General features: G+C 72.7%; 17 protein-coding genes and 1 pseudogene. 8 read left to right on the top strand and 10 right to left on the bottom strand.

Going from position 1 to position 19,360, the window contains the following annotated elements; translation table 11 throughout:
- Positions 1-53 precede the first annotated feature (53 nt).
- Together ACIBAG_RS38850 and ACIBAG_RS38845 are read left to right on the top strand one after the other, a co-directional pair.
- The gene (locus ACIBAG_RS38850) at positions 54-569 is read left to right on the top strand and encodes an immunity 21 family protein (RefSeq protein ID WP_399111992.1); all 516 of its coding nucleotides are present in this window, start codon (positions 54-56) and stop codon (positions 567-569) included.
- Between the two features lie 98 nt (positions 570-667).
- A complete protein-coding gene (locus ACIBAG_RS38845) occupies positions 668-1,501 on the top strand; it encodes an SDR family oxidoreductase (protein ID WP_399111990.1) in 834 nt (277 codons plus the stop codon).
- 42 nt (positions 1,502-1,543) lie between these two features.
- Here ACIBAG_RS38845 and ACIBAG_RS38840 read toward each other — a convergent pair whose 3' ends face one another.
- Entirely contained in the window at positions 1,544-3,232 is a 1,689-nt protein-coding gene (locus ACIBAG_RS38840; protein ID WP_399111988.1) for a DUF885 domain-containing protein, read from the bottom strand.
- Positions 3,233-3,296: 64 nt separating this feature from the next.
- Positions 3,297-3,803, bottom strand: coding sequence for an Lrp/AsnC family transcriptional regulator (locus tag ACIBAG_RS38835; RefSeq protein ID WP_399111986.1), 507 nt, complete (start codon positions 3,801-3,803; stop codon positions 3,297-3,299).
- A gap of 59 nt (positions 3,804-3,862) precedes the next feature.
- Between ACIBAG_RS38835 and ACIBAG_RS38830 the strand changes: the two genes are divergently transcribed.
- A complete protein-coding gene (locus tag ACIBAG_RS38830; RefSeq protein WP_399111984.1) occupies positions 3,863-5,083 on the top strand; it encodes a trans-sulfuration enzyme family protein in 1,221 nt (406 codons plus the stop codon).
- On the opposite strand, the gene ACIBAG_RS38825 is transcribed toward ACIBAG_RS38830, so the two are convergent.
- The 3 genes from ACIBAG_RS38825 to ACIBAG_RS38815 all read right to left on the bottom strand — a co-directional run bounded on the left by ACIBAG_RS38825 (position 5,043) and on the right by ACIBAG_RS38815 (position 9,903).
- Positions 5,043-6,473 carry a GNAT family N-acetyltransferase gene (locus ACIBAG_RS38825; protein ID WP_399111982.1) on the bottom strand — a complete coding sequence of 477 codons (1,431 nt, stop codon included), beginning with the start codon at positions 6,471-6,473 and terminating at the stop codon, positions 5,043-5,045. The genes ACIBAG_RS38830 and ACIBAG_RS38825 overlap by 41 nt on opposite strands.
- Before the next feature lie 190 nt (positions 6,474-6,663).
- Positions 6,664-8,238, bottom strand: a complete 1,575-nt coding sequence (locus ACIBAG_RS38820) for an alkaline phosphatase D family protein (protein WP_399111980.1) — start codon at positions 8,236-8,238, stop codon at positions 6,664-6,666.
- 219 nt (positions 8,239-8,457) lie between these two features.
- Entirely contained in the window at positions 8,458-9,903 is a 1,446-nt protein-coding gene (locus tag ACIBAG_RS38815; RefSeq protein ID WP_399111978.1) for a PLP-dependent aminotransferase family protein, read from the bottom strand.
- Here ACIBAG_RS38815 and ACIBAG_RS38810 point away from each other — a divergent pair.
- Positions 9,894-10,739 (top strand): annotated as a pseudogene (locus tag ACIBAG_RS38810) (DMT family transporter); the annotation flags it as partial. The gene ACIBAG_RS38815 and the pseudogene ACIBAG_RS38810 sit on opposite strands and share 10 nt — an antisense overlap.
- Positions 10,740-10,832: 93 nt before the next feature.
- Here ACIBAG_RS38810 and ACIBAG_RS38805 read toward each other — a convergent pair.
- Positions 10,833-11,663 carry an alpha/beta fold hydrolase gene (locus ACIBAG_RS38805; RefSeq protein ID WP_399111976.1) on the bottom strand — a complete coding sequence of 277 codons (831 nt, stop codon included), beginning with the start codon at positions 11,661-11,663 and terminating at the stop codon, positions 10,833-10,835.
- Between the two features lie 206 nt (positions 11,664-11,869).
- On the opposite strand from ACIBAG_RS38805, the gene ACIBAG_RS38800 reads away from it, so the two are divergent.
- Together ACIBAG_RS38800 and ACIBAG_RS38795 are read left to right on the top strand one after the other, a co-directional pair.
- The gene (locus ACIBAG_RS38800; RefSeq protein ID WP_399111975.1) at positions 11,870-12,754 is read left to right on the top strand and encodes an RNA polymerase sigma-70 factor; all 885 of its coding nucleotides are present in this window, start codon (positions 11,870-11,872) and stop codon (positions 12,752-12,754) included.
- A 251-nt stretch (positions 12,755-13,005) separates the two neighbouring features.
- On the top strand, positions 13,006-13,767 hold the full coding sequence (locus ACIBAG_RS38795; protein ID WP_399111974.1) for a GntR family transcriptional regulator: 762 nt from the start codon (positions 13,006-13,008) through the stop codon (positions 13,765-13,767).
- A 139-nt stretch (positions 13,768-13,906) separates the two neighbouring features.
- Here ACIBAG_RS38795 and ACIBAG_RS38790 read toward each other — a convergent pair whose 3' ends face one another.
- From ACIBAG_RS38790 to ACIBAG_RS38780, 3 genes are all read right to left on the bottom strand, one after another.
- Entirely contained in the window at positions 13,907-15,064 is a 1,158-nt protein-coding gene (locus tag ACIBAG_RS38790; RefSeq protein ID WP_399111973.1) for an ROK family transcriptional regulator, read from the bottom strand.
- Between the two features lie 97 nt (positions 15,065-15,161).
- Entirely contained in the window at positions 15,162-15,824 is a 663-nt protein-coding gene (locus ACIBAG_RS38785) for a response regulator (RefSeq protein WP_399111972.1), read from the bottom strand.
- A 14-nt stretch (positions 15,825-15,838) separates the two neighbouring features.
- Positions 15,839-17,005 carry a sensor histidine kinase gene (locus ACIBAG_RS38780; RefSeq protein ID WP_399111970.1) on the bottom strand — a complete coding sequence of 389 codons (1,167 nt, stop codon included), beginning with the start codon at positions 17,003-17,005 and terminating at the stop codon, positions 15,839-15,841.
- Positions 17,006-17,113: 108 nt separating this feature from the next.
- On the opposite strand from ACIBAG_RS38780, the gene ACIBAG_RS38775 reads away from it, so the two are divergent.
- Entirely contained in the window at positions 17,114-18,034 is a 921-nt protein-coding gene (locus ACIBAG_RS38775; RefSeq protein WP_399111968.1) for an ABC transporter ATP-binding protein, read from the top strand.
- A gap of 3 nt (positions 18,035-18,037) precedes the next feature.
- Positions 18,038-18,763: an ABC transporter permease gene (locus ACIBAG_RS38770; protein WP_399111967.1), complete on the top strand. Its 726-nt coding sequence runs from the start codon at positions 18,038-18,040 to the stop codon at positions 18,761-18,763.
- An 18-nt stretch (positions 18,764-18,781) separates the two neighbouring features.
- On the opposite strand, the gene mug is transcribed toward ACIBAG_RS38770, so the two are convergent.
- Positions 18,782-19,345, bottom strand: a complete 564-nt coding sequence (mug, locus tag ACIBAG_RS38765) for a G/U mismatch-specific DNA glycosylase (protein WP_399111966.1) — start codon at positions 19,343-19,345, stop codon at positions 18,782-18,784.
- Between the last annotated feature and the right edge of the window lie 15 nt (positions 19,346-19,360).

Below are 19,360 nucleotides of genomic sequence, written 5' to 3'. Positions count from 1 at the left end.
GGAGTTGGCCTTGGTGAACCTGTGAGGTCCGTGTGCGTGTAGGTTCTGCTGCCATGGTGCGATACGCGGAACCGGGCGCGGTGGAGTGGGTGGAGTCGGGCGGCGGCCCCCTGATAGCGGTGCCGGAGACGGTGCTGCCGTTCTGGGCGGGCGCCGACGGCGACGAGACGGCGTCCGACTACGACCGGGCCTGCGAGGTCGACGGTTTCGTGGGGTTGCTGCCCGTCGGGGACAGCGCGGCGCTCGTGTTCGGTGACGAGCCCGCGTCCACCTCGTACCTGCCCGACCACGGCATCTTCGTCCGGTGGTGCGCGGCCGACTCCGAGGAGGAGGTGCTGACCCGGCTTCCGGCCGCCCTCGCCACGGCGGACTGGGGCCAGGAGGTGCGCTGGAAGGTGCCGGGAACCGTGGTCCTCTTCGACTCCGCCTGGCCGGGACGGGAGACGGAACGGACCGAGCATCTGCGGGTGGACCTGGAGCCGGGGGCGTACGCCGTCCGCGCCGCCCAGGTGCAGCCCGGCCCGGAGACCTGGCTGGGGCTCGTGCAGCTTCGACGGCTGCCGCACTGACCCACCGGGTTCGCCGGGGGTCGGCAGTGCCCCGCGCGTCGGCGGTGCCGTAATAACCGGGTGCGCCCGGGCCCGGCCGTTCGCCATCATGATCTGCCATGCCCCGACTCCCGCACCCCGCCCCCGAAGACCTCCGCCGCGACCCCCTGCCCCTGCGCGGGCGGACCGCACTGGTGACCGGGGCCAGCAGACGTGCCGGCATCGGTCATGCCGTGGCCCGGCGGCTCGCCGCGTACGGGGCGAGCGTCTATCTGCATCACCATGTGCCGCATGACGCCGCCATGCCGTGGGGCGCAGACCGCCCGGAGGACGTCGTCGCCTCCGTGCGGGAGGCGCTCGGCGACCCCGATGGCCAGGTCCTCGCGGGTCCCGGTGACCTCTCCGACCCGGCCGCACCCGCCGAACTGGTCGCCACGGCCGCCTCGGCCCTGGGCGGACGGCTGGACATCCTGATCGCCAACCACGCGGTCAGCGGCTCCGACGGCACCCTCGACCAGATCGACGCCGCCATGCTCGACGCCCACTGGGCGGTCGACACCCGCGCGGTGCTGCTGCTCGTCCAGGCCCACGCCCGGCTGAGGCCGGCCGGCCCCGGCGGCCGCGTCGTGATGATGACCTCCGGCCAGGACCTCGCGGGCGGCATGCCCGGCGAGATCGCCTACGCCCTCCAGAAGGGCGCCCTCGCCTCGATCACCCGCTCCCTGTCCACCACGCTCGCCGAGCAGGGGATCACGGTGAACACCGTCAACCCCGGCCCCGTGGACACGGACTACCTGACCGGCGAGGCGTACGAGGCCGTGGCGGCCCGCTTCCCCGCCGGCCGGTGGGGCATGCCCGACGACCCGGCCCGCCTCATCGCCTGGCTGGCGACGGACGAGGCGGGCTGGATCACCGGTGAGGTCATCAACTCCGAGGGCGGATTCCGGCGTTGAGGCGGCGCGCCCGGGTCGGTGCGCCCTGGTCAGCGCGCCGCGTCAGAGGCGGGCCAGCTCGTCCACTAGGTCGTCCAGGCCCAGCGAACCCTGGGACAGGGCCGCCATGTGCCACGCCTTGAGGTCGAAGGCGTCGCCGCGCCGCTCGCGCGCCTTCTCGCGGCCGAGCAGCCACGCCCGCTCGCCGAGCTTGTAGCCGATGGCCTGACCCGGAATCGTCAGATACCGGGTCAGCTCGCTCTCCACGAAGTCCGCCGGACGGCTGCTGTGCGCGCCGAAGAACTCCTGCGCCAGCTCGGGAGTCCAGCGCTCGCCCGGGTGGAACGGGGAGTCTGCCGGGATCTCCAGCTCCAGGTGCATGCCGATGTCGACGATGACCCGGGCGGCCCGCATCATCTGCGCGTCGAGGTAACCGAGCCGGTGCTCCGGGTCGGTGAGGAAACCGAGCTCGTCCATGAGCCGCTCCGCGTACAGGGCCCAGCCCTCGGCGTTGGCGCTCACCATGCCGACGGTGGCCTGGTAGCGGGAGAGGTTCCCGGCGATGTACGTCCACTGCGCGAGCTGGAGGTGATGGCCCGGCACGCCCTCGTGGTACCAGGTCGAGACCAGGTCGTAGGCCGGGAAGCGGGTCTGGCCCATCGTCGGCAGCCAGGTACGGCCCGGACGCGAGAAGTCCTCCGACGGAGACGTGTAGTAGGGCGCCGCGGCACCACCGGGCGGGGCGATGCGCGACTCCACCTTCCGCACCGGCTCGGCGAGTTCGAAGTGCGTGCCGTCCAGCTTCTCGATCGCCTCGTCCATCAGGCCCTGGAGCCACTCGCGGACCTCGTCGACGCCCTCGATGTGCTTGCCGTGCTCGTCGAGGTGCGCCAGCGCCACCCACGGCGTCGCGGCGCCCGGCAGGATCTTCTCGGCCTCCTTCTTCATCTCGCCGAGCAGCCGGTGGTACTCGGACCAGCCGTAGGCGTACGCCTCGTCGAGGTCGAGGTCGATGCCGTTGAAGTAGCGGGCCCAGCGGGCGTAGCGCTCGCGGCCCACCGTGTTGGGCGCGCCCTCGATCGCCGGCGCGTACACGTCGCGCAGCCAGTCCCGCAGTTCCACCACGGCGGCCGTCGCACCACGTGCGGCCTCGTCCAGCTCCGCGCGCAGCGACTCGGGGCCGTCGGCCGCGAAGTCCTCGAACCAGCCGCGGCCCTCACCGGTGTCCGCCCACTCGGTGAGCTGCTCGACGAAGGTGGCCGTCGGGCGCGGGGCCGCGTACAGCTTGCGCTCCAGACCCAGCGTGAGCGACGCGCGGTAGCCCGCGTACGCGGCCGGCACCGCGCGCAGCCGCTCGGCGATCGCCGCCCAGTCCTCGTCGGTCTCGTTCGGCGTGACGGTGAAGATCTCGCGTACCGAGTGCGCGGGCGTGGCCATGTTGCCGACCGCCCGCAGACCCTCGTCGGCGTCGTGCACGGCGAGTTCCGCGGTCAGCCGCTCCCGCAGCAGGCGCGCGCACCGGCGCTCGATGTCACTGTCCGCGCCGGGCAGGCGTTCGGCCTCGTCGAGCCGGGCGAGGGTGGCCCGCTGGAGCTGCGCGAGCGCCTCCTGGCCCGCGGGCGAGAGGTCGGGGAGCCTGCCCGAACTCTCCTTCACACCGAGATACGTACCGGTGAACGGGTCGAGGGCGATGAGCTCGTCGACATACGCGTCGGCGACCTCGCGGGGCAGCGGGCTCTTGGTCTCTGACATGCGGTCCATCCTCATACGGCGACCGCTACCGCGTCAGCCCGGTTCGACCGGGCCTTGTCCCGAGTCAGCCTGATTTCGCTGAGGGCGTGCTTCCCGGGGCGTCGCGTGGCAGCAGCGGCCCGCAGTCCCACTGCTGGAAGATCAACCGGGTCTCCACCCGTGCCACTTCGCGCTGGGACGTGAACTCGTCCAGCACCAGCCGCTGCAGATCCGCCATGTCCGCCACCGCGACATGCACGAGGTAGTCGTCGGGCCCGGTCAGATGGAAGACGGTCAGCGACTCCGGCAACGCCCGGATCCGCTCCACGAACGGCCCCACCAGCTCCCGCCGATGCGGCCTGACCTGCACGGACAGCAGCGCCTGCAGCCCTCGGCCCAGCTTGGCCGGATCCAGCCGGAGCTGATGGCCGAGGATCACGCCCGAGCGGCGCAGCCGGGTCACCCGGTCCAGACACGTCGACGGCGCCACGCCGACCTGCGCGGCGAGGTCGCGGTAGGTGGCCCGGGCGTCGTTCTGCAGAAGCCGCAGCAGATGCAGATCGACCGGGTCCAGTACGACGGATTCGGCCATTGGCCGAACGTAGCACGGTATGTGCCCGCACACCCCCGGTCGATGTTCACTCTTCGCTCATGGATCCAGCGAGCAGAGAGGCATACGACGGCATGCACGGCTATGACGACATGCTTACCGCCCCCAGAGCACTCGCCACCGAGGCCGTGCACGCCGGCCGCGACGACCTGGCCCGGCAAGGGCTGCACGCCCCGCCGATAGACCTGTCCACCACCTATCCCTCCTACGACAGCCGCGGAGAGGCCGCCCGCATCGACGCGTTCGCCGCGACCGGCGCGGAGCCGGACGGCCCACCCGTGTACGGGCGCCTCGGCAACCCGACCGTCGCCCGCTTCGAGACGGCCCTGGCCCGGCTGGAGGGCACCGAGGCGGCGGTCGCCTTCGCCAGCGGGATGGCGGCGCTGAGCGCGGTTCTCCTGGTACGGGCCTCGATGGGCCTGCGCCACGTCGTCGCCGTACGCCCCCTGTACGGCTGCAGCGACCATCTGCTGACCGCCGGACTTCTCGGCTCGGAGGTGACCTGGACGGACCCGGCCGGCATCGCGGAGGCACTGCGTCCGGACACCGGCCTGGTCATGGTCGAGTCCCCGGCCAATCCCACGCTCGCCGAGGTGGACCTGCGGGCCGTGGCCCACGCCTGCGGCTCGGTCCCGCTGCTCGCGGACAACACCTTCGCGACGCCAGTGCTCCAGCGCCCGGCCGAACAGGGCGCACGGCTGGTGCTGCACAGTGCGACCAAGTACCTCGGCGGGCACGGGGACGTCATGGCCGGCGTCGTCGCCTGCGACGAGGAGCTCGCCGGACAGCTGCGGCAGATCAGGTTCGCCACGGGCGGCGTACTGCACCCGCTGGCCGGATACCTGCTGCTGCGCGGCCTGTCCACCCTGCCGGTACGGGTCCGCGCCGCCTCCGCGACCGCCGCCGAACTGGCCGGCCGCCTCGCCGCCGACCCGCGCGTCGCCCGCGTCCACTACCCGCGCATCGGCGGCGCGATGATCGCCTTCGAGGTCCACGGCGACCCGCACGAGGTCATCGCCGGCGTCCGCCTGATCACCCCCGCCGTCAGCCTCGGCAGCGTCGACACCCTCATCCAGCACCCGGCGTCCATCAGCCACCGCATCGTGGAGGAGGACGACCGCCGGGGTGCCGGGGTGAGCGACCGGTTGCTCCGGATGTCGGTGGGGCTGGAGGACGTGGAGGACCTGTGGGCGGATCTGGACCAGGCGCTGGCGCGCCCCGTCAGGGGCGCGGGGCTGTATCGCTCGACAGTCGCCCCGTAACCCCCAGGGCGCCCTCCGGCTCAACCGGCGGAGCCAACCGCGCCGTGATGACCAAGGTTCCCTCCTCGATCTGATAGTCGAGGGGGAGCCCCAGTCCACGCATCGCCGCCACCATCCCGGTGTTGGAGGCCTGAGTCACGGCGTACACACTCTCGCAGCCCGCCTGTACCGCCATCCCCACCAGCCTGCGCAGCAACTCCGCACCGATCCCGCGCCGCTGCCACGCGTCCTCGACCAGCAGTGCGACCTCCGTCTCGTCACCGTCCCACAGCAGGTGTCCGAGGCCGACGACGCGCCCCGACGCGGTCTGCACGGCGAGCGTGCGGCCGAACCGGGGGCTGAGCAGGTGGTTGAGATACCGGTCCGCGTCGCCGATCGGCCCGTGGTAGCGCATGCCCAGCGTCCGCGCCGAGCACCGCTCGTGCATCTCCTTCGCGGCCGCCAGATCACCGGTGTCCGCCCGGCGCACGGTGATGTGGTTGCCCTCGGGCAGCGTCAGCACGTCCTGGCTGCGCGGCACGCGCGGGCCCAGCCGGGCGTCCAGCTCCACCAGTGCCCGTGCCCGCGCGAACTCGGTCGGCGTGAACGGCAGATACGGCCGCTCCACAGTGATCACTCCACCTTCCGGCGCACGCAACCGCATCACGGTGTCCTCCAGAGCCCCTTCCATGGGCACCGGCTCGGGCCCCCGGCCGCCTCCGGCCGGTACGGCGGGCAGCGAACGGATGGTGCACCGGCCCAGCAACTGCCGCAGCGCCAGCGGCAGTTCCGCCGCGTCCAGGGCGGTACGCGTGGCGAGGCCCAGCACCCGGGTCGGCGCGTCCACCAGGTCGTGGGCGTCGGCCCGCTCGATCCAGGTGCCCGCACCGCCGGCCATCGACACCGCTCGGGTGATCTCCGCCGCCGTCAGCCGGCCGGGCGCCCGCAGCAGGAACTCGTCCACCGTGCCCTCGGCCAGCGGATGCGTCTGCAGGCTCAGGATGTCGACCCGCTGGTCGGCGAGTGCCGTGCACAGCGCGGCCAGTGACCCCGGTTCGTCCTTCACCGTCGTCCGCATCCGCCACAGGGCACCGTCCTCGGACACCGGCGCGGTCGACTCCCGCGACTGGTCCGACGGCCCGGCCTGCTCCGCGGAGCGGGGCCGGGCACCGGTATCGCCCGTCGGGGGTGCGTGACCGTGGCGGCGTGCCCACCATGTGTGGAAGCCCACCGTGGCGACGAGCACGGCCGCCGAGACCAGCAGCAGCGCCGGTCCGTCGGGCCCGTGCCCGATCATGTTGGCCACGGCGTCGGCCACCGCCACCGCCGTGAACAGGGCGGCGAGCTCGATGACGTCGCGCCGCCAGTGGTGTACCGGACGTCCGTGCCTCGCACGCGTCACATCAGACATGTCTCGACTCATGCACCCACTGTGAAGGAAGGGTGTTGCGTGATCACGAACGCTTTGTGACCGACCGGTAAAAAGCCCTTATGTCTGGTTTGTGATCTCCGCTGTCGCTCTCCGGTGGGCCTCGGTGGCCGCCGCAGCCCGCGCACCGGGGGATGACACCGGTGCGCGGCACGGCTCCAGGCTACGGGAGTTACTGACCGACCCGGCCCGGCTGCAGGACCTGTGTGAACAGCACGGTGCCGTCGGACTCGCGCAGTCGCACCGTCAGTTCGCCGCTGTCGCCGTCGATGTCGACCTCGCCGAAGAACTGGTAGCCGCCGGCGGGCGAGACGTTGGCCGTCGTCGGCGCCTTGATGAACACCCGCTCCGGGCCGAAGGTGCTGTCCAGGGTGTTCGCCGGGAAGGCGCCCGCGTTGAGCGGGCCGGAGACGAACTCCCAGAACGGCTCGAAGTCGGTGAAGGCCGCCCGCGACGGCTGGTAGTGCTGGGCCGAGGTGTAGTGCACGTCGGCGGTCAGCCAGACCGTGCCGGTGATCCTGCGGTGCTTGATGAACCGCAGCAGCTCGGCGATCTGCAGCTCGCGTCCCAGCGGAGCACCGGGGTCGCCCTGCGCGACGGCCTCGATGTTCGGCTTGCCGTCGCCGGTGTCCGGCACCACCAGGCCGAGGGGCATGTCGGAGGCGATCACCTTCCACACCGCCCGGGAGCGTGCCAGCTCGCGCTTGAGCCAGTTCAGCTGCTCGGCGCCCAGGATGCCCTGCGCGTCGGTGGGCTGGTTGTCCGGCGAGTTGGCGTTGCGGTAGGTGCGCATGTCCAGCACGAACACGTCCAGCAGCGGACCGTGGTTGACCACGCGGTAGACCCGCCCGTCCGGGCGGCGCAGGGTCGAGATCGGGTAGTACTCCGAGAACGCCTGCCGGGCGCGTGCGGCCAGGACGTCGACGTTCTTCTCGGTGTAGCGGGTGTCGCCGAGGATCTCGCCGGGGTACCAGTTGTTGGTCACCTCGTGGTCGTCCCACTGGATGATCGAGGGGACCTGGGCGTTGAACCGCTTGAGGTTGTCGTCCAGCAGGTTGTAGCGGAAGTTGCCGCGGAACTCGGCCAGAGTCTCGGCGACCTTGGACTTCTCCTCGGTCGTGATGTTCCGCCAGGTGCTGCCGTCGGGCAGGGTGACCGATGGTGAGATCGGGCCGTCGGCGTAGATGTTGTCGCCGCTGCAGATGAAGAAGTCCGGGTCGAGCGCGGCCATCGCGTTGTAGATGCGGTAGCCGCCGAAGTCCGGGTTGATGCCCCAGCCCTGTCCGGCGAGGTCACCCGACCACACGAAACGCACCCCGTCGCGCCGCCGCGCGGAGGCCGTACGGAACGTGCCGGTGACCGGCTCGCCGGTGCGGCGAGGGTCGTCGGGGTCGGCGAGCAGCACGCGGTAGTGGATCTGCTCGCCGGACGGCAGGCCCCGCAGCCGGGTCGTGCCGGTGAAGTCGGTGTCCGCGCCCAGCAGCGGGCCCTGCCATCTGCGCGCGCCCCGGAACGACTCGGTGGCGGACGTCTCGACGATCATCCGGGCCGGACGGTCGGAGCGCACCCACACCAGACCCGAGTCGCAGGTCACGTCTCCCGTCTGCACGCCCCAGCCCGCCCTGGGACGCCCCGACAGGGCGAAGGCGGGCGCGGAGCCGAGGGCGGTGGGCAGGGTCAGGGCCGCCGAGGCGGCGAGCGAGCCGCGCAGGACGCTGCGGCGACCCGGGAGCGGACGGTGTGACATGGAGGCCTCCAGGGGCGGGATCCGGCCAGTGTGCAGTGCCACAACTACTGGTGCGCCGCAGCGCACACGCAAACCACAAGTGAACAACTGACCGCATCCGCATGGGAACTGGCGAGTCACGCGGGAGACATTCAGGCGTACGGTTCTCGTCATCTTCCTGGGCTTCCGGACACCTCCCGGCAGTTCTGCAACTCGTCGCACAGCCAAGGGGCGCTCGCCTCACGGTGCTGCCGCGACCGCCTGGGCCATCAGCCGTACGCCGGCCCGGATCCGCGAGGGCGGCAGATGCGCGTATCCCAGGACCAGCCGTACGCCCGGCTGCCCGCTGTCACCGGCACGCGCGTGTGTGTAGTCCGTCAGAGGGCGCACCGCCACCCCGGCCGCGGCCACGCGCGTGAGGAACCGTTCCTGAGGGCCGTACCGCTGCGGCAGTGCGGCGATGACGTGCAGTCCCGCGGCGATCCCGGTCACCTCGGCTCCCGGAAAGTCCTCCTCCAGGGCTCCGACCAGGGCGTCGCGACGCTCCCGGTACGCGCGCTGGCAGCGGCGCAGCTGGCGGTCGTAGTCGCCGCGCTCCAGGAACCGGGCGAACAGCGCCTGGTCCAGCGTCGGATGCCCGAGATCCATGGTCCGCTTGCGCTCGACGACCTCCTCGGTCAAGGGCTCCGGTACGAGCAGCCAGCCGAGCCGCAGTCCCGGGGCGAGGGACTTGCTGACCGACCCCGCGTAGGCGACCCGCTCCGGGTCGAGGCCCTGGAGGGCGCCCACGGGGGCGCGGTCGTACCGGAAGTCGCCGTCGTAGTCGTCCTCCAGGACGAACCCGTCGACGGACCGCGCCCAGTCGAGCAGTTCGGCACGGCGACGGGCGGAGTAGGCGATACCGGTGGGGAACTGGTGGGCGGGTGTCGTGACGACGGACCGTACGCCCGACTCCCGCAGCGGGGCGATGGCGAGCCCCTCGTCGTCCATGGGCAGCGGCACGGGGGAGACCCCGGCGGCGGCGTAGAGGGCGTCGTGCTGAGGGCTTCCGGGGTCCTCGACTCCGACTTCGCGCATCCCGCGCGCGCGGAGCACGAAGCCGAGCACGGTCGTCGCCTGCGACACCCCCGAGACGACCACGATGCGCTCGGGGTCAGCGACCACACCCCGGCGCCGGGCGAGCAACTCGGCGAGCGCCGTACGCAGCCGGGGGAGTCCGCGCGGGTCCGGATAGCCGAGCTCGTGGTGCGGCAGCTCGGCCAGCACCCCGCGCTGCGCGGCCGCCCACGCGGCGCGCGGGAACAGCGACACGTCCGGCGTGCCCGGTACGAAGTCGGCCCGGGCGTCGGCGGCGCGCGGAGCGAGGTCATGCGTGCGTGGCCGGGCGGCCCGTACGGCTCCGCCCACCCAGGTCCCGGCGCCCCGGCCGCTGCGCAGATAGCCCTCCGCCGTCAGCTGCTCGTACGCCTCGGTGATCAGCCCTCGCGACACCCCGAGGTCGGCCGCGAGATCCCGGCTCGACGGCAGCCGCGTGCCCGGCGCGAGCCGGCCCGACCGCACGGCCTCACGCAGCGCCGCCTGCAGCGAGCGACCACGCGCGCGTGCGGGCGCGGCCACGGCCGGCAGCAGCAACTCCCAGGCGGGGGAGCCGGCGTGCGGGCCCGGATTGGTCTCCGATGACGTCATGGAACTGGACCTTAAACCGGACCGCCGGGCTTCCTAGCGTCGCTGCCATGAACGCCACCACCACGCGCGGTGCCCTCCTCGCCGCCCTCGCCTGTGTCCTCGTCGGAGGTTCCTTCACCGCCAACAGCCTGCTCGGCGAGTACCCGTACGCCGGCGGCCAGTTCCTGCGCTACGGCCTCGCCTGTCTCCTGCTCGTCCCGCTGGCCGGGCGGGACGCCCCGGCCCGGCTGCGGGCGCTCGCCGTCCGTCAGTGGGCCCGCCTCGCGGTGCTGGCGGCCGTGGGCATGGTCGGCTTCAACCTGGCCGTCATCGCGGCCGAGCGCACCGCCGAACCGGCGGTTCCCGGTGTCTTCGTCGGCTGCGCGCCCGTGGTCGTGGCCGTCGTCGTCCCGCTGCTGGACGGGCGGCGGCCTCAACGCGGCGTCCTGTACGGCGCCTTGCTCGTCGCCGTCGGGGCGTTCACGGTCCAGGGCTGGGGCCGCACGGACACCGCCGGCCTCGCGTTCTCCGTGTGCGCACTGGTCGGCGAGGTCGGATTCGCGGTCCTCGCCGTGCCCGTGCTGCGGCCCCTGGGCCCGCGGCTGCTGTCCGCGACGGTGTGCGGGATCGCCGCCGTCGAGTCCGCCGCGGCCGGGCTGCTCCTGGACGGAGCCGCGTGGCTGCGGCGGCCGGACCCCACGGAGACCGCCGCACTCGTGTGGCAGGCGGTGATCGTGACCGTCGTCGGGTTCGTGTGCTGGTACATGGGCATGCAGCGGATCGGCGCCGAGCGCGCCACGCTCTTCTCCGGCCTCATCCCGGTCGCCGCCGCCTGCACCGCCCCGCTCGTCGGAACCGGCTCCTACGGCGCCGTCCAGGCCCTGGGCAGCGCCCTCGTCGGCGCCGGAGTCGCCCTGGGCTCCGGCGCGCTGACGCGCGCCCCGCGTGGATCAGCGGCTGCCGTCGAGGATGACGCGCGCGACGAGGGCCGGGTCGTCGTTCATCGGGCAGTGGCCGCAGCCGGGCAGCCGGACGAGGCGCGCCCGGGGAATGACCTGCTTGGCACGCACCCCCTGGCGGCGCACCAGCAGCCGGTCGCGGGTGCCCCAGGCCACGGTGACCGGGATCTCGGGGATGTCGTCGGTGAACCGCACGGTCCGGCCGGCCCGGAGGGTCTGGTCGAATCCCGTGGCCCGGGCAAGCGCGAGCGTCTCGGCGACCACGGCCTCGGGTGACCGCCGGCCGGGGCGGGCGTAGATCGTGCTCGTCAGGACCGTACGTCCGGCCGCCGACCTGGACAGCTGCTCGACCAGCGGCAACGGCAGCCGCTGGGAGATCTGCCGCATCGCCAGCAGCACGCCGAACGCGTAGCGCCGCTCGGCCTCGGACCAGAACCCGGCGGGGGAGAGGGCGGTGACAGTGCGCACGAGTTTCTCGCGGCCCAGCTCCAGGGCGACGAGACCGCCCAGCGAGTTGCCGACGACGTGCGGCCGGTCCAGCTCCATGGCCTCGCAGAAGGCACCGAACACGGCCGTCGTCGTGGCCAGGTCGTAGGAGAGCTCGTCCGGCAGGCCCGGGGACGCCCCGAACCCGGGCAGATCCACGGAGATCACGTCGCGCTCGGTCGCGAGGATGTCCACCACCGGGTCCCAGACCTGCCGGTGGTGACCGATGCCGTGCAGCAGGAGCAGCGGTTCACCGCTCCCCACGCGCGCGTAGTCGACGCTCACACTCTGCGGGCCGCGCGCAGAGGGGACCTGGAAGGAGACGGTGGCGGACATGAGGTGCTCCTCGTCTGGGACACGCTGACGGACGGCGCTGGACAGCTTGTCAGCAATTGCTACCGACGGGTAGACCTTGCTGGTCGCCGATCACGGCGGAAGCGTGGAACCCAACGCTCCCCGCACACCTCGGTGTTGAACGCCACCGGCCCGGGGCCGGCCGATTTCGCCTGGACACCGCCGGACGCGTCGGCTGGGATGGTGCAGTGACCACCGAAACCGAGACCGACGTCTTCGAAGAGCACCGCCCCGTCCTCCTGGGAGTCGCCTACCGCATGCTCGGCCGCGTGGCGGACGCGGAGGACGTGGTGCAGGAGGCCTGGCTGCGCTGGTCCGGCGCCGACCGGTCGGAGGTGCGCGAACCGCGCGCGTACCTGGTGCGCATCACCACCCGCCTCGCCATCGACCGGCTGCGCCAGGTCAAGGCGCGGGGCGAGACCTACGTCGGCCCCTGGCTGCCGGAGCCGTACGTCACAGACTTCGGGGACACCGTCCCGGACACCGCCGAGCGGGTCGTCCTCGCCGACTCCATCTCCCTCGCCGTCCTCGTCGTCCTGGAGTCGCTCTCGCCCCTGGAGCGCGCGGTGTTCGTGCTGAGGGAGGCGTTCGGCTACCCGTACGCGGACATCGCCGTCATGCTCGACCGGGGCGAGGCGGCCGTGCGCCAGCTCGCCGGGCGGGCCCGCAAGCACGTCGAAGAGCGACGGCCCCGCTACGAGGTCGACCCCACCCAGCGCCGCGACCTCACCGAGCGGTTCCTGGCCGCGGCCGCCGAGGGCGACCTCGAGGGGCTCATGTCGATGCTCGCCCCGGACGTCCGTCTCGTCGGCGACAGCGGCGGCAAGGCCAAGGCGCCGCTGCGGGTCCTGGAGACGGCCGACAAGGTGGGCCGCTTCATCGTCGGCGTCGCCCGGAAGGGTGTCGCGGACCTGTCCTGGCGGTTCCTGGAGATCAACGGCGGGCCGGCGGTGCTGGCCCTGTCCGGAGGCAAGCCCGACGCGGTCTTCCAGCTCGACGTCGTGGACGGGCGCGTCCAGGCCGTTTACATCATCCGCAACCCCGACAAGCTGCGGTCCCTGGACGCCGACTAGATCCCAGCAGCGAGCCCCGCCCGTGAAGCCCCCGTCGTGTGACGGGGGCTTTGCCCGTACGTCAAAAAGTCGGTCCTGCGCCAACACGCCGTGAACGTTCCCGAGCGAGGTGCGCATACGGGTCGCAAGGGATGGAGGATTGGTATTGACCAAGGTTGAGGGCCGTCCTATGGTCGCAGAGAAAGTGCAACAACCTTTAATAAACAAGGGCGCTAAAACGCCGCTGGGCCACGGCGATTGCGGAGGACAGGGTGGGGACCACGCAGCTGGAATCGGTGCCGGAACCGAAGTACTGGCACCTGAGGACCGTGCTCAGTGAAGCACTGGACTCCGAATTCACCGTGGGCGAGATCCTGCCCAACGAGCGCGACCTGGCCGCCCGCTTCGGCGTCGCCCGGGCCACGCTCCGCCAGGCCCTGGAGCAACTCGAGCTGGAGGGCCGGCTGCAGCGCCGCCGCGGTGTCGGTACGACCGTGGCGCCGCCGCGCGTGGGCGTGGCCGTCGGAACCGAGCAGCACACCTGGCCGGGCGCGGCCGACGACGTCTGGCAGCCCACGGACTGCACGCAGGCGGCGCCGCCCGCGTCCGTCGCCGACGCCCTGGAGACCGGGCGCGACGAGCCCGTGCACACGGTGCGCCGCTCCCGCGTGACGCACGGCCAGCCCGTCGCCGCCGAGCTGCTGTACATCCCGCAGTCGTCGGTGCCCGACCTCTCCGCCATAGACGCCCCGTCCGGAGCGGCACGCGCGCGTGCCGTGCTGCGCGAGCTGCAGCGCCTGGAACTGGAGGGTCAGGAGAGCGCCGTCGAGCTGGGCTCGGCCCGCGCGGACGACGCCAAGGAGCTGGACCGGCTCCCGGGGGCGCCCGTTCTCGTCGTGACCACCCGCTACCTCGCCGAGGGCCGTACCGCCGCGCTGTCCGTCGCCACCTACCGCGCGGACACCTGCCGGCTGACCTTCGGCGACTTTGGCAGCGTGGAGATCCACCAGGACCCGGAGCGCCGGGCGTCCTGACCGCCGTACCGACACGCGTCCGGGCGCCCTGACGTCCGAACGGACATCTGCCTCGCGCCCCGGATCGGCTCCGGGGCGCGACGCGTTCGCCGGCACGCAGCCCGTTGCCCCGTGGTCGCCGATGAACGGCCGGCGACCGTCAGCGCCGCCCCGTAACCGTCCCCTCCACCGCGAACAGCTGCTCCTCGACGTGGTCGAGCGCGAGCCGGAGCGCGCCCGTCGCCACCGCAGCCTCGCCGAGCAGGGAGAGGGCGACCTTCGGCGGGCGCAGGCAGTAGCGGGCCAGCTCGCGGCGCAGCGGCTCCAGGACGCCGTCCAGGCCGGACGCCCAGCCGCCGACGACGACCAGCTCGGGGTCGAGGGCGAGGACCAGCGCCGCCACGTCGTGGACGAGGCGCTGGATGAAGCGGTCGACGGCCGCGCGGGCACTCTCGTCGCCCTCACGGGCCTGCGCGAAGACCTTGGCGACGGCGCGCTCGTCGAGCGGGCGAAGGGGCTCGTCCGTGGTGGACAGCAACGTCTCCGGGGTCGCCTCACGGCCCAGCAGATGCAGCGCGCCGATCTCTCCGGCCGCCCCGCCGAACCCCCGGTGCAACTGCCCGCCGATCAGCGAACCGGCGCCCGGGCTCAGCCCGGCCAGCACGAACACGACGTCGTCGGACTCGGTGGCCGAGCCCTTCCAGTGCTCGGCGACCGCTGCCGCGTTGGCGTCGTTCTCCACCAGGACCGGGCACTTGAAGGACCGGCTCAGCCGCTCGCCCAGCCGCAGCCCCGTCCACTCGGGCAGCGCCGCGCCGAGCCGTACGGTGCCGTCCGCCTCGACGATGCCCGGCGTCGCGACCCCCACGGCCCGCAGCGAGCCGCGTGCGACACCGGCCCGGCGCAGCAGCTCGGCCACCGCCGTACGCACCTTTTCGAGCCGCTCGTCGGCCGGAGCCGTCTCGTCCACGTCCTTGACGGTCGCGCCGAGCACCCGGCCGTCCAGGTCGGCGAGGAGCGCGGCGACCCGATGCGCCCCTATGTCCAGGCCCAGCAGATGACCCGCCTCGGCCCGGAACCGGAACCGCCGGGCGGGCCGCCCCTGACGCCGTACGACACTCTCGTCGGCCGCCTTCTCGACGACGTATCCCGCCTCGATGAGCCCCTCGACCACGCCCTCCACGGTGGGCCGGGAGAGTCCGGTCACCCGGGTGATCTCCGTCAGAGTCGCGGCGTCCGTGGCACGCAGCGCGTGCAGCACCACCGCGGAGTTGATCCTTCGCAGCAGCGAGGGATCCCCGCCGGTCAGCCGCGCCAACGTCCGTCCTCCCAGCTCGTGCGCATGTTGGCCGGATGGTACTCGCCATGGCGGAACCCGGCGAGTGGGGATCACACACCGACCGACAGCGGGCGGCTCACCCCGGCGCCACGAACCCCGACTCGTACGCCGTGATCACCGCCTGCGTGCGGTCCCGCGCCCCCAACTTCGCCAGGACGGCACTCACATGCGACTTGACCGTCTCGGTCCCGACCACGAGCCGGGCGGCGATCTCCGCGTTCGACAGACCCCGCGCCATCAGCCGCAGCACCTCGGCCTCCCGCTCGGTCAGCCGGGCCCGCTCCAGCAGGGCTCGGGCCGCCCGGTTCCCGTCGTCGTCGCCGTACTGCGCCGCGAGCCGGCGTACGGAGGCCGGGAACAGCAGGGACTCGCCCTCGGCGACGAGCCGCACCGCGTGCACGATCTCCGCCGGCCTGGCCCGCTTGAGCAGGAAGCCGTCGGCGCCGGCCCGCAGGGCCTCGTACACGTACTCGTCGTTCTCGAAGGTCGTCACGACGACAACCTTCGGCGGCTCGTCGAACGTCCGCAGCACCGCGCGCGTGGCCTCGATCCCGTCCAGCAACGGCATCCGCACATCCATCGCGACCACGTCCGGCCGCAGCTGCCGTACCAGCGGAATCACCGCCGCGCCGTCGGCCGCCTCCCCGACGACCTCGATGTCGGGCTGCGCCTCCAGCACGGCCCGCAGACCGGCGCGTACGAGCGGTTCGTCGTCGACGAGGAGAACGGTGACCGGCATCCGGCCAGCCTAGATCAACTCAGCGGCAGCTCTACGTGCACCTGCCAGTCACCGTCGTCGGGGCCGGTCCGCGCGTGGCCGCCCAGCAGAGCGGCGCGCTCGCGTATGCCGCGCAGACCGCTGCCTCTGCCGGGCCCGGGTATGTCGGCGGTGAGCGGATTGCGGATCTCCAGGGTGAGCGTGCCGCCCGTGACGGCGATACGGACCCGGGCCGGAACGGAACCCGCGTGCCGCAGCACGTTCGTCAGGGACTCCTGGAGGATGCGGTAGCCCTCCCGGGAGACCGGGCCGGGAACGGTGTCCAAGGGCCCGCTCATCTCGGCGTCGACCTTCGCGCCGGAGGCCCGCGCGGACTCCAGCAGGCGGTCGGCGTCCGTGAGCGTGGGCCGGCTGCTGACCGGCCGCTCCGACTCGCGCAGGATGCCGAGGACACGCTCCAGGTCCTCCAGGGCGGCCCGGCCCGTCTCCTCGATGGCGTCCAGGGCCCGGTCGGTGAACGCGGGATCACCGGCCGCGCGGGCCGCACCCGCCTGAACGACCGCCACGGTAAGGGCATGGCCGATGGAGTCGTGCAGTTCGCGGGCGATACGGGTGCGTTCCAGGAGCTGCTCGGTGCGCGCCTCGAGGGCGGCGAGGCGCTCCGCCGGTGAGGGGCCCAGGAGCCGTAGGGCGAGCGCGGTGATGAGGTGGCCCGAGGCGACCACGGTCACCGCCAGTGCGACCAGCGTCAGGGGCACGAGCAGCAAGTGCCACCACGGGTGACCACGGAGGAACAGCCCACCGTCCCCGAAGTCACGGCCGAACGGCGCCGACAGCAAGTCCACCGTGGCGAAGAGCAGTTGAGCGGTGACGATCGAGGTGGTGCAGCCGACGAGCAGCCGCGCCTCCAGCCACACGACGAGCCGTCCCCGGTCGCTCCAGGAGGCGGACGGCGCGACGACGATGTCGGCGCTGCCGCTGTCGGGACGGTGACCGATCAACAGCAGCCTCGCCTGCAGCCCCTCCACGGTGCGCATCGCGGGCACCAGACCGGCGGGGGCGAGCGCCGCGGCCGCCGCCACCCAGATCCACCACGCTTCCTCGACGAACAGCCACATGCTCGGCCACACGATGGCGACGAGCAGATGCAGCCAGCGTGTGTACGTCACCGCCCGTCCGAACGGGCGCAGCAAGCGGGTCATTCCGTCATCGTGCCAGCCGCCACTGACAACGGACCTCCCCCGCACGGGGGAGACGATCTCCACCCGCGGGGGAGGACCCGCCCCGGCCCCGGCGGCCAGGCTGCTGCCATGACCAGCATCGAAGTCCAGGCCCTCACCAAGGAGTTCGGCACCCGGCGCGCCGTGGACGACCTCACCTTCACCGTCCTCCCCGGTCGCGTCACCGGCTTCCTCGGCCCCAACGGCGCCGGAAAGTCCACCACCATGCGACTCGTGCTCGGCCTCGACCGGCCGACCTCCGGCACCGCCACCATCGGCGGCCGCCCCTATCCGACCCTGCGCGAACCCCTGCGCCACGTCGGCGCCCTGCTCGACGCCGGAGCCGCGCACGGCTCCCGCACCGCCCGGGACCATCTGCGCGTCCTCGCGGCGAGCAACCGCATCCCGAGCACGCGCGTCGACGAGGTGCTGGAGGAGACGGGCCTCGCGTCGGTGGCGCGGCGCCGGGTGAAGACGTACTCGCTGGGCATGCGCCAACGGCTCGGCATCGCCGCCGCACTCCTCGGTGACCCCGAGGTGGTCATGCTCGACGAGCCGTCCAACGGCCTCGACCCCGAAGGCATCGTCTGGATCCGGGAACTGATGCGGCGCCTGGCGGGCCAGGGCCGGACGGTCCTCGTCTCCAGCCACCTCATGAACGAGACCGCCTCCTTCGCCGACCACCTCGTGGTCCTCGGCCGGGGGCGCCTGCTGGCCGACACCCCGATGCGGGAGTTCATCCACGCGCGCGTGCTGCCGAGCGTGCGGATCCGCACCACGGACGACACCGCGCTCACAGCCGCCCTCGCCCGGCACGGTCACGAAGCCGTCCGCCACGACGACGGGCACTGGAGCGTGCACCACGCGCGCGTGGACGACATCGGCCGCATCGCCTCGGAAGCCAACGTTCCGCTCCTCGAACTCGCCGCCGAGGAAGGCACGTTGGAGCAGGCCTACTTCGATCTCACCGCGGCCGAGGCCGAGTTCACCGCCCAGTCCCAGGAGGCCTGAACCATGACATTCGCATCCGTGCTCCACGCCGAGTGGCTCAAGATCCGCACCCTTCGTTCACTTCCGGGAGCGCTGCTGGCCCTGTTCGCCGTGACCACGGCGTTCTCGGCGGTGGCCGGCGCAGACGGGAGCTCCGACCCGGAGTTCGACCCGCTGTTCACGGCCCTGTCCGGGATCCTGCCCGGCCAGATCGCGGCCATCTCGTTCGGCGCGATGGCCGTGTCGTCGGAGTACCACGGGGGTGCGCTCCGGCTGACGCTCGCGGCGGTCCCGCAACGCGGCCGCTGGTTCGCCGCCAAGGTGACGGCCATCGCCGTACCGTCCCTGCTGACGGGACTGGTCACCGCCGTCGCCGCGCTCGCCGTCGCACGCGCGGGACTCGGCTCCGCGGCGGACGCGCTCACCGGGGCCGAGCAACTGCGCGGCGTCCTGGGCTGCGGGATCTACCTCATGCTGATCGCCCTGTTCGCCGCCGGGCTCACCGCCGTGCTGCGCAGCGGAGTGGCCACGCTGTCCATCCTGATCCCGTTCATCCTCGTGGTGTCGTTCGTCATCGGCGACGCCGCGGGCACCGTCGCGGACTTCCTCCCCGACAAGGCCGGGCAGATCGCCCTGCACCACACGTACGACGGTACGCTCGGGCCATGGTCGGGACTGGCGGTGACGGCCCTGTGGACGGGGGCCGCGCTGCTGGCGGGGGCCTGGAGCGTGCGGCGACGGGACGCCTGATCCGCCGGCCGACGGACGTCAACCCTCCGTGTTCTCCTGAGCCCCGGCCGCCACCCGCAACCTGGCGAACTCCTCCGCCATCGTCGCCGCCGTCCAGTGCGCGTTGAGCCCGCTCGGATTCGGGAGCACCCACACGCGCGTGCTCCCGATCACCCGCTCCTGCGGACCCACCTGGGCCTTGCGGTCGTCGAAGGCCGCCCGATACGCGGTGACCCCCACGACCGCCAGCCAACGCGGCCGCAACCGTGCCACCTTGGCCGCCAGCAGTCGCCCGCCCGCGCGGTACTCCTCGGCACTCAGTTCGTCGGCCCGCGCGGTCGCCCGTGCGACGACGTTCGTGATGCCGAGCCCGTAGGAGAGCAACTCGCCCTGCTCCGACGGCTTCATCAGCCTCGGCGTGAACCCGGACAGGTGCAGGACCGGCCAGAAGCGGTTGCCGGGGCGGGCGAAGTGATGGCCGGTCGCGGCCGTCATCAGACCGGGGTTGATGCCGCAGAACAGCACATGGAGGCCGTCCGCGACGACGTCCGGGACGAGTCGGTCGCGGGCGGCCTCCAGCTCCGCCGGGGTGAAGCGCGTCATTCCGTGAGGAGTGTC

The sequence above is a fragment of the Streptomyces sp. NPDC051243 genome (genome assembly GCF_044455405.1).
In the GTDB taxonomy this organism is placed as follows: domain Bacteria; phylum Actinomycetota; class Actinomycetes; order Streptomycetales; family Streptomycetaceae; genus Streptomyces.
Note: the sequence above shows the minus strand (reverse complement) of the source record. Positions and strands in the feature narration are given on the sequence as shown.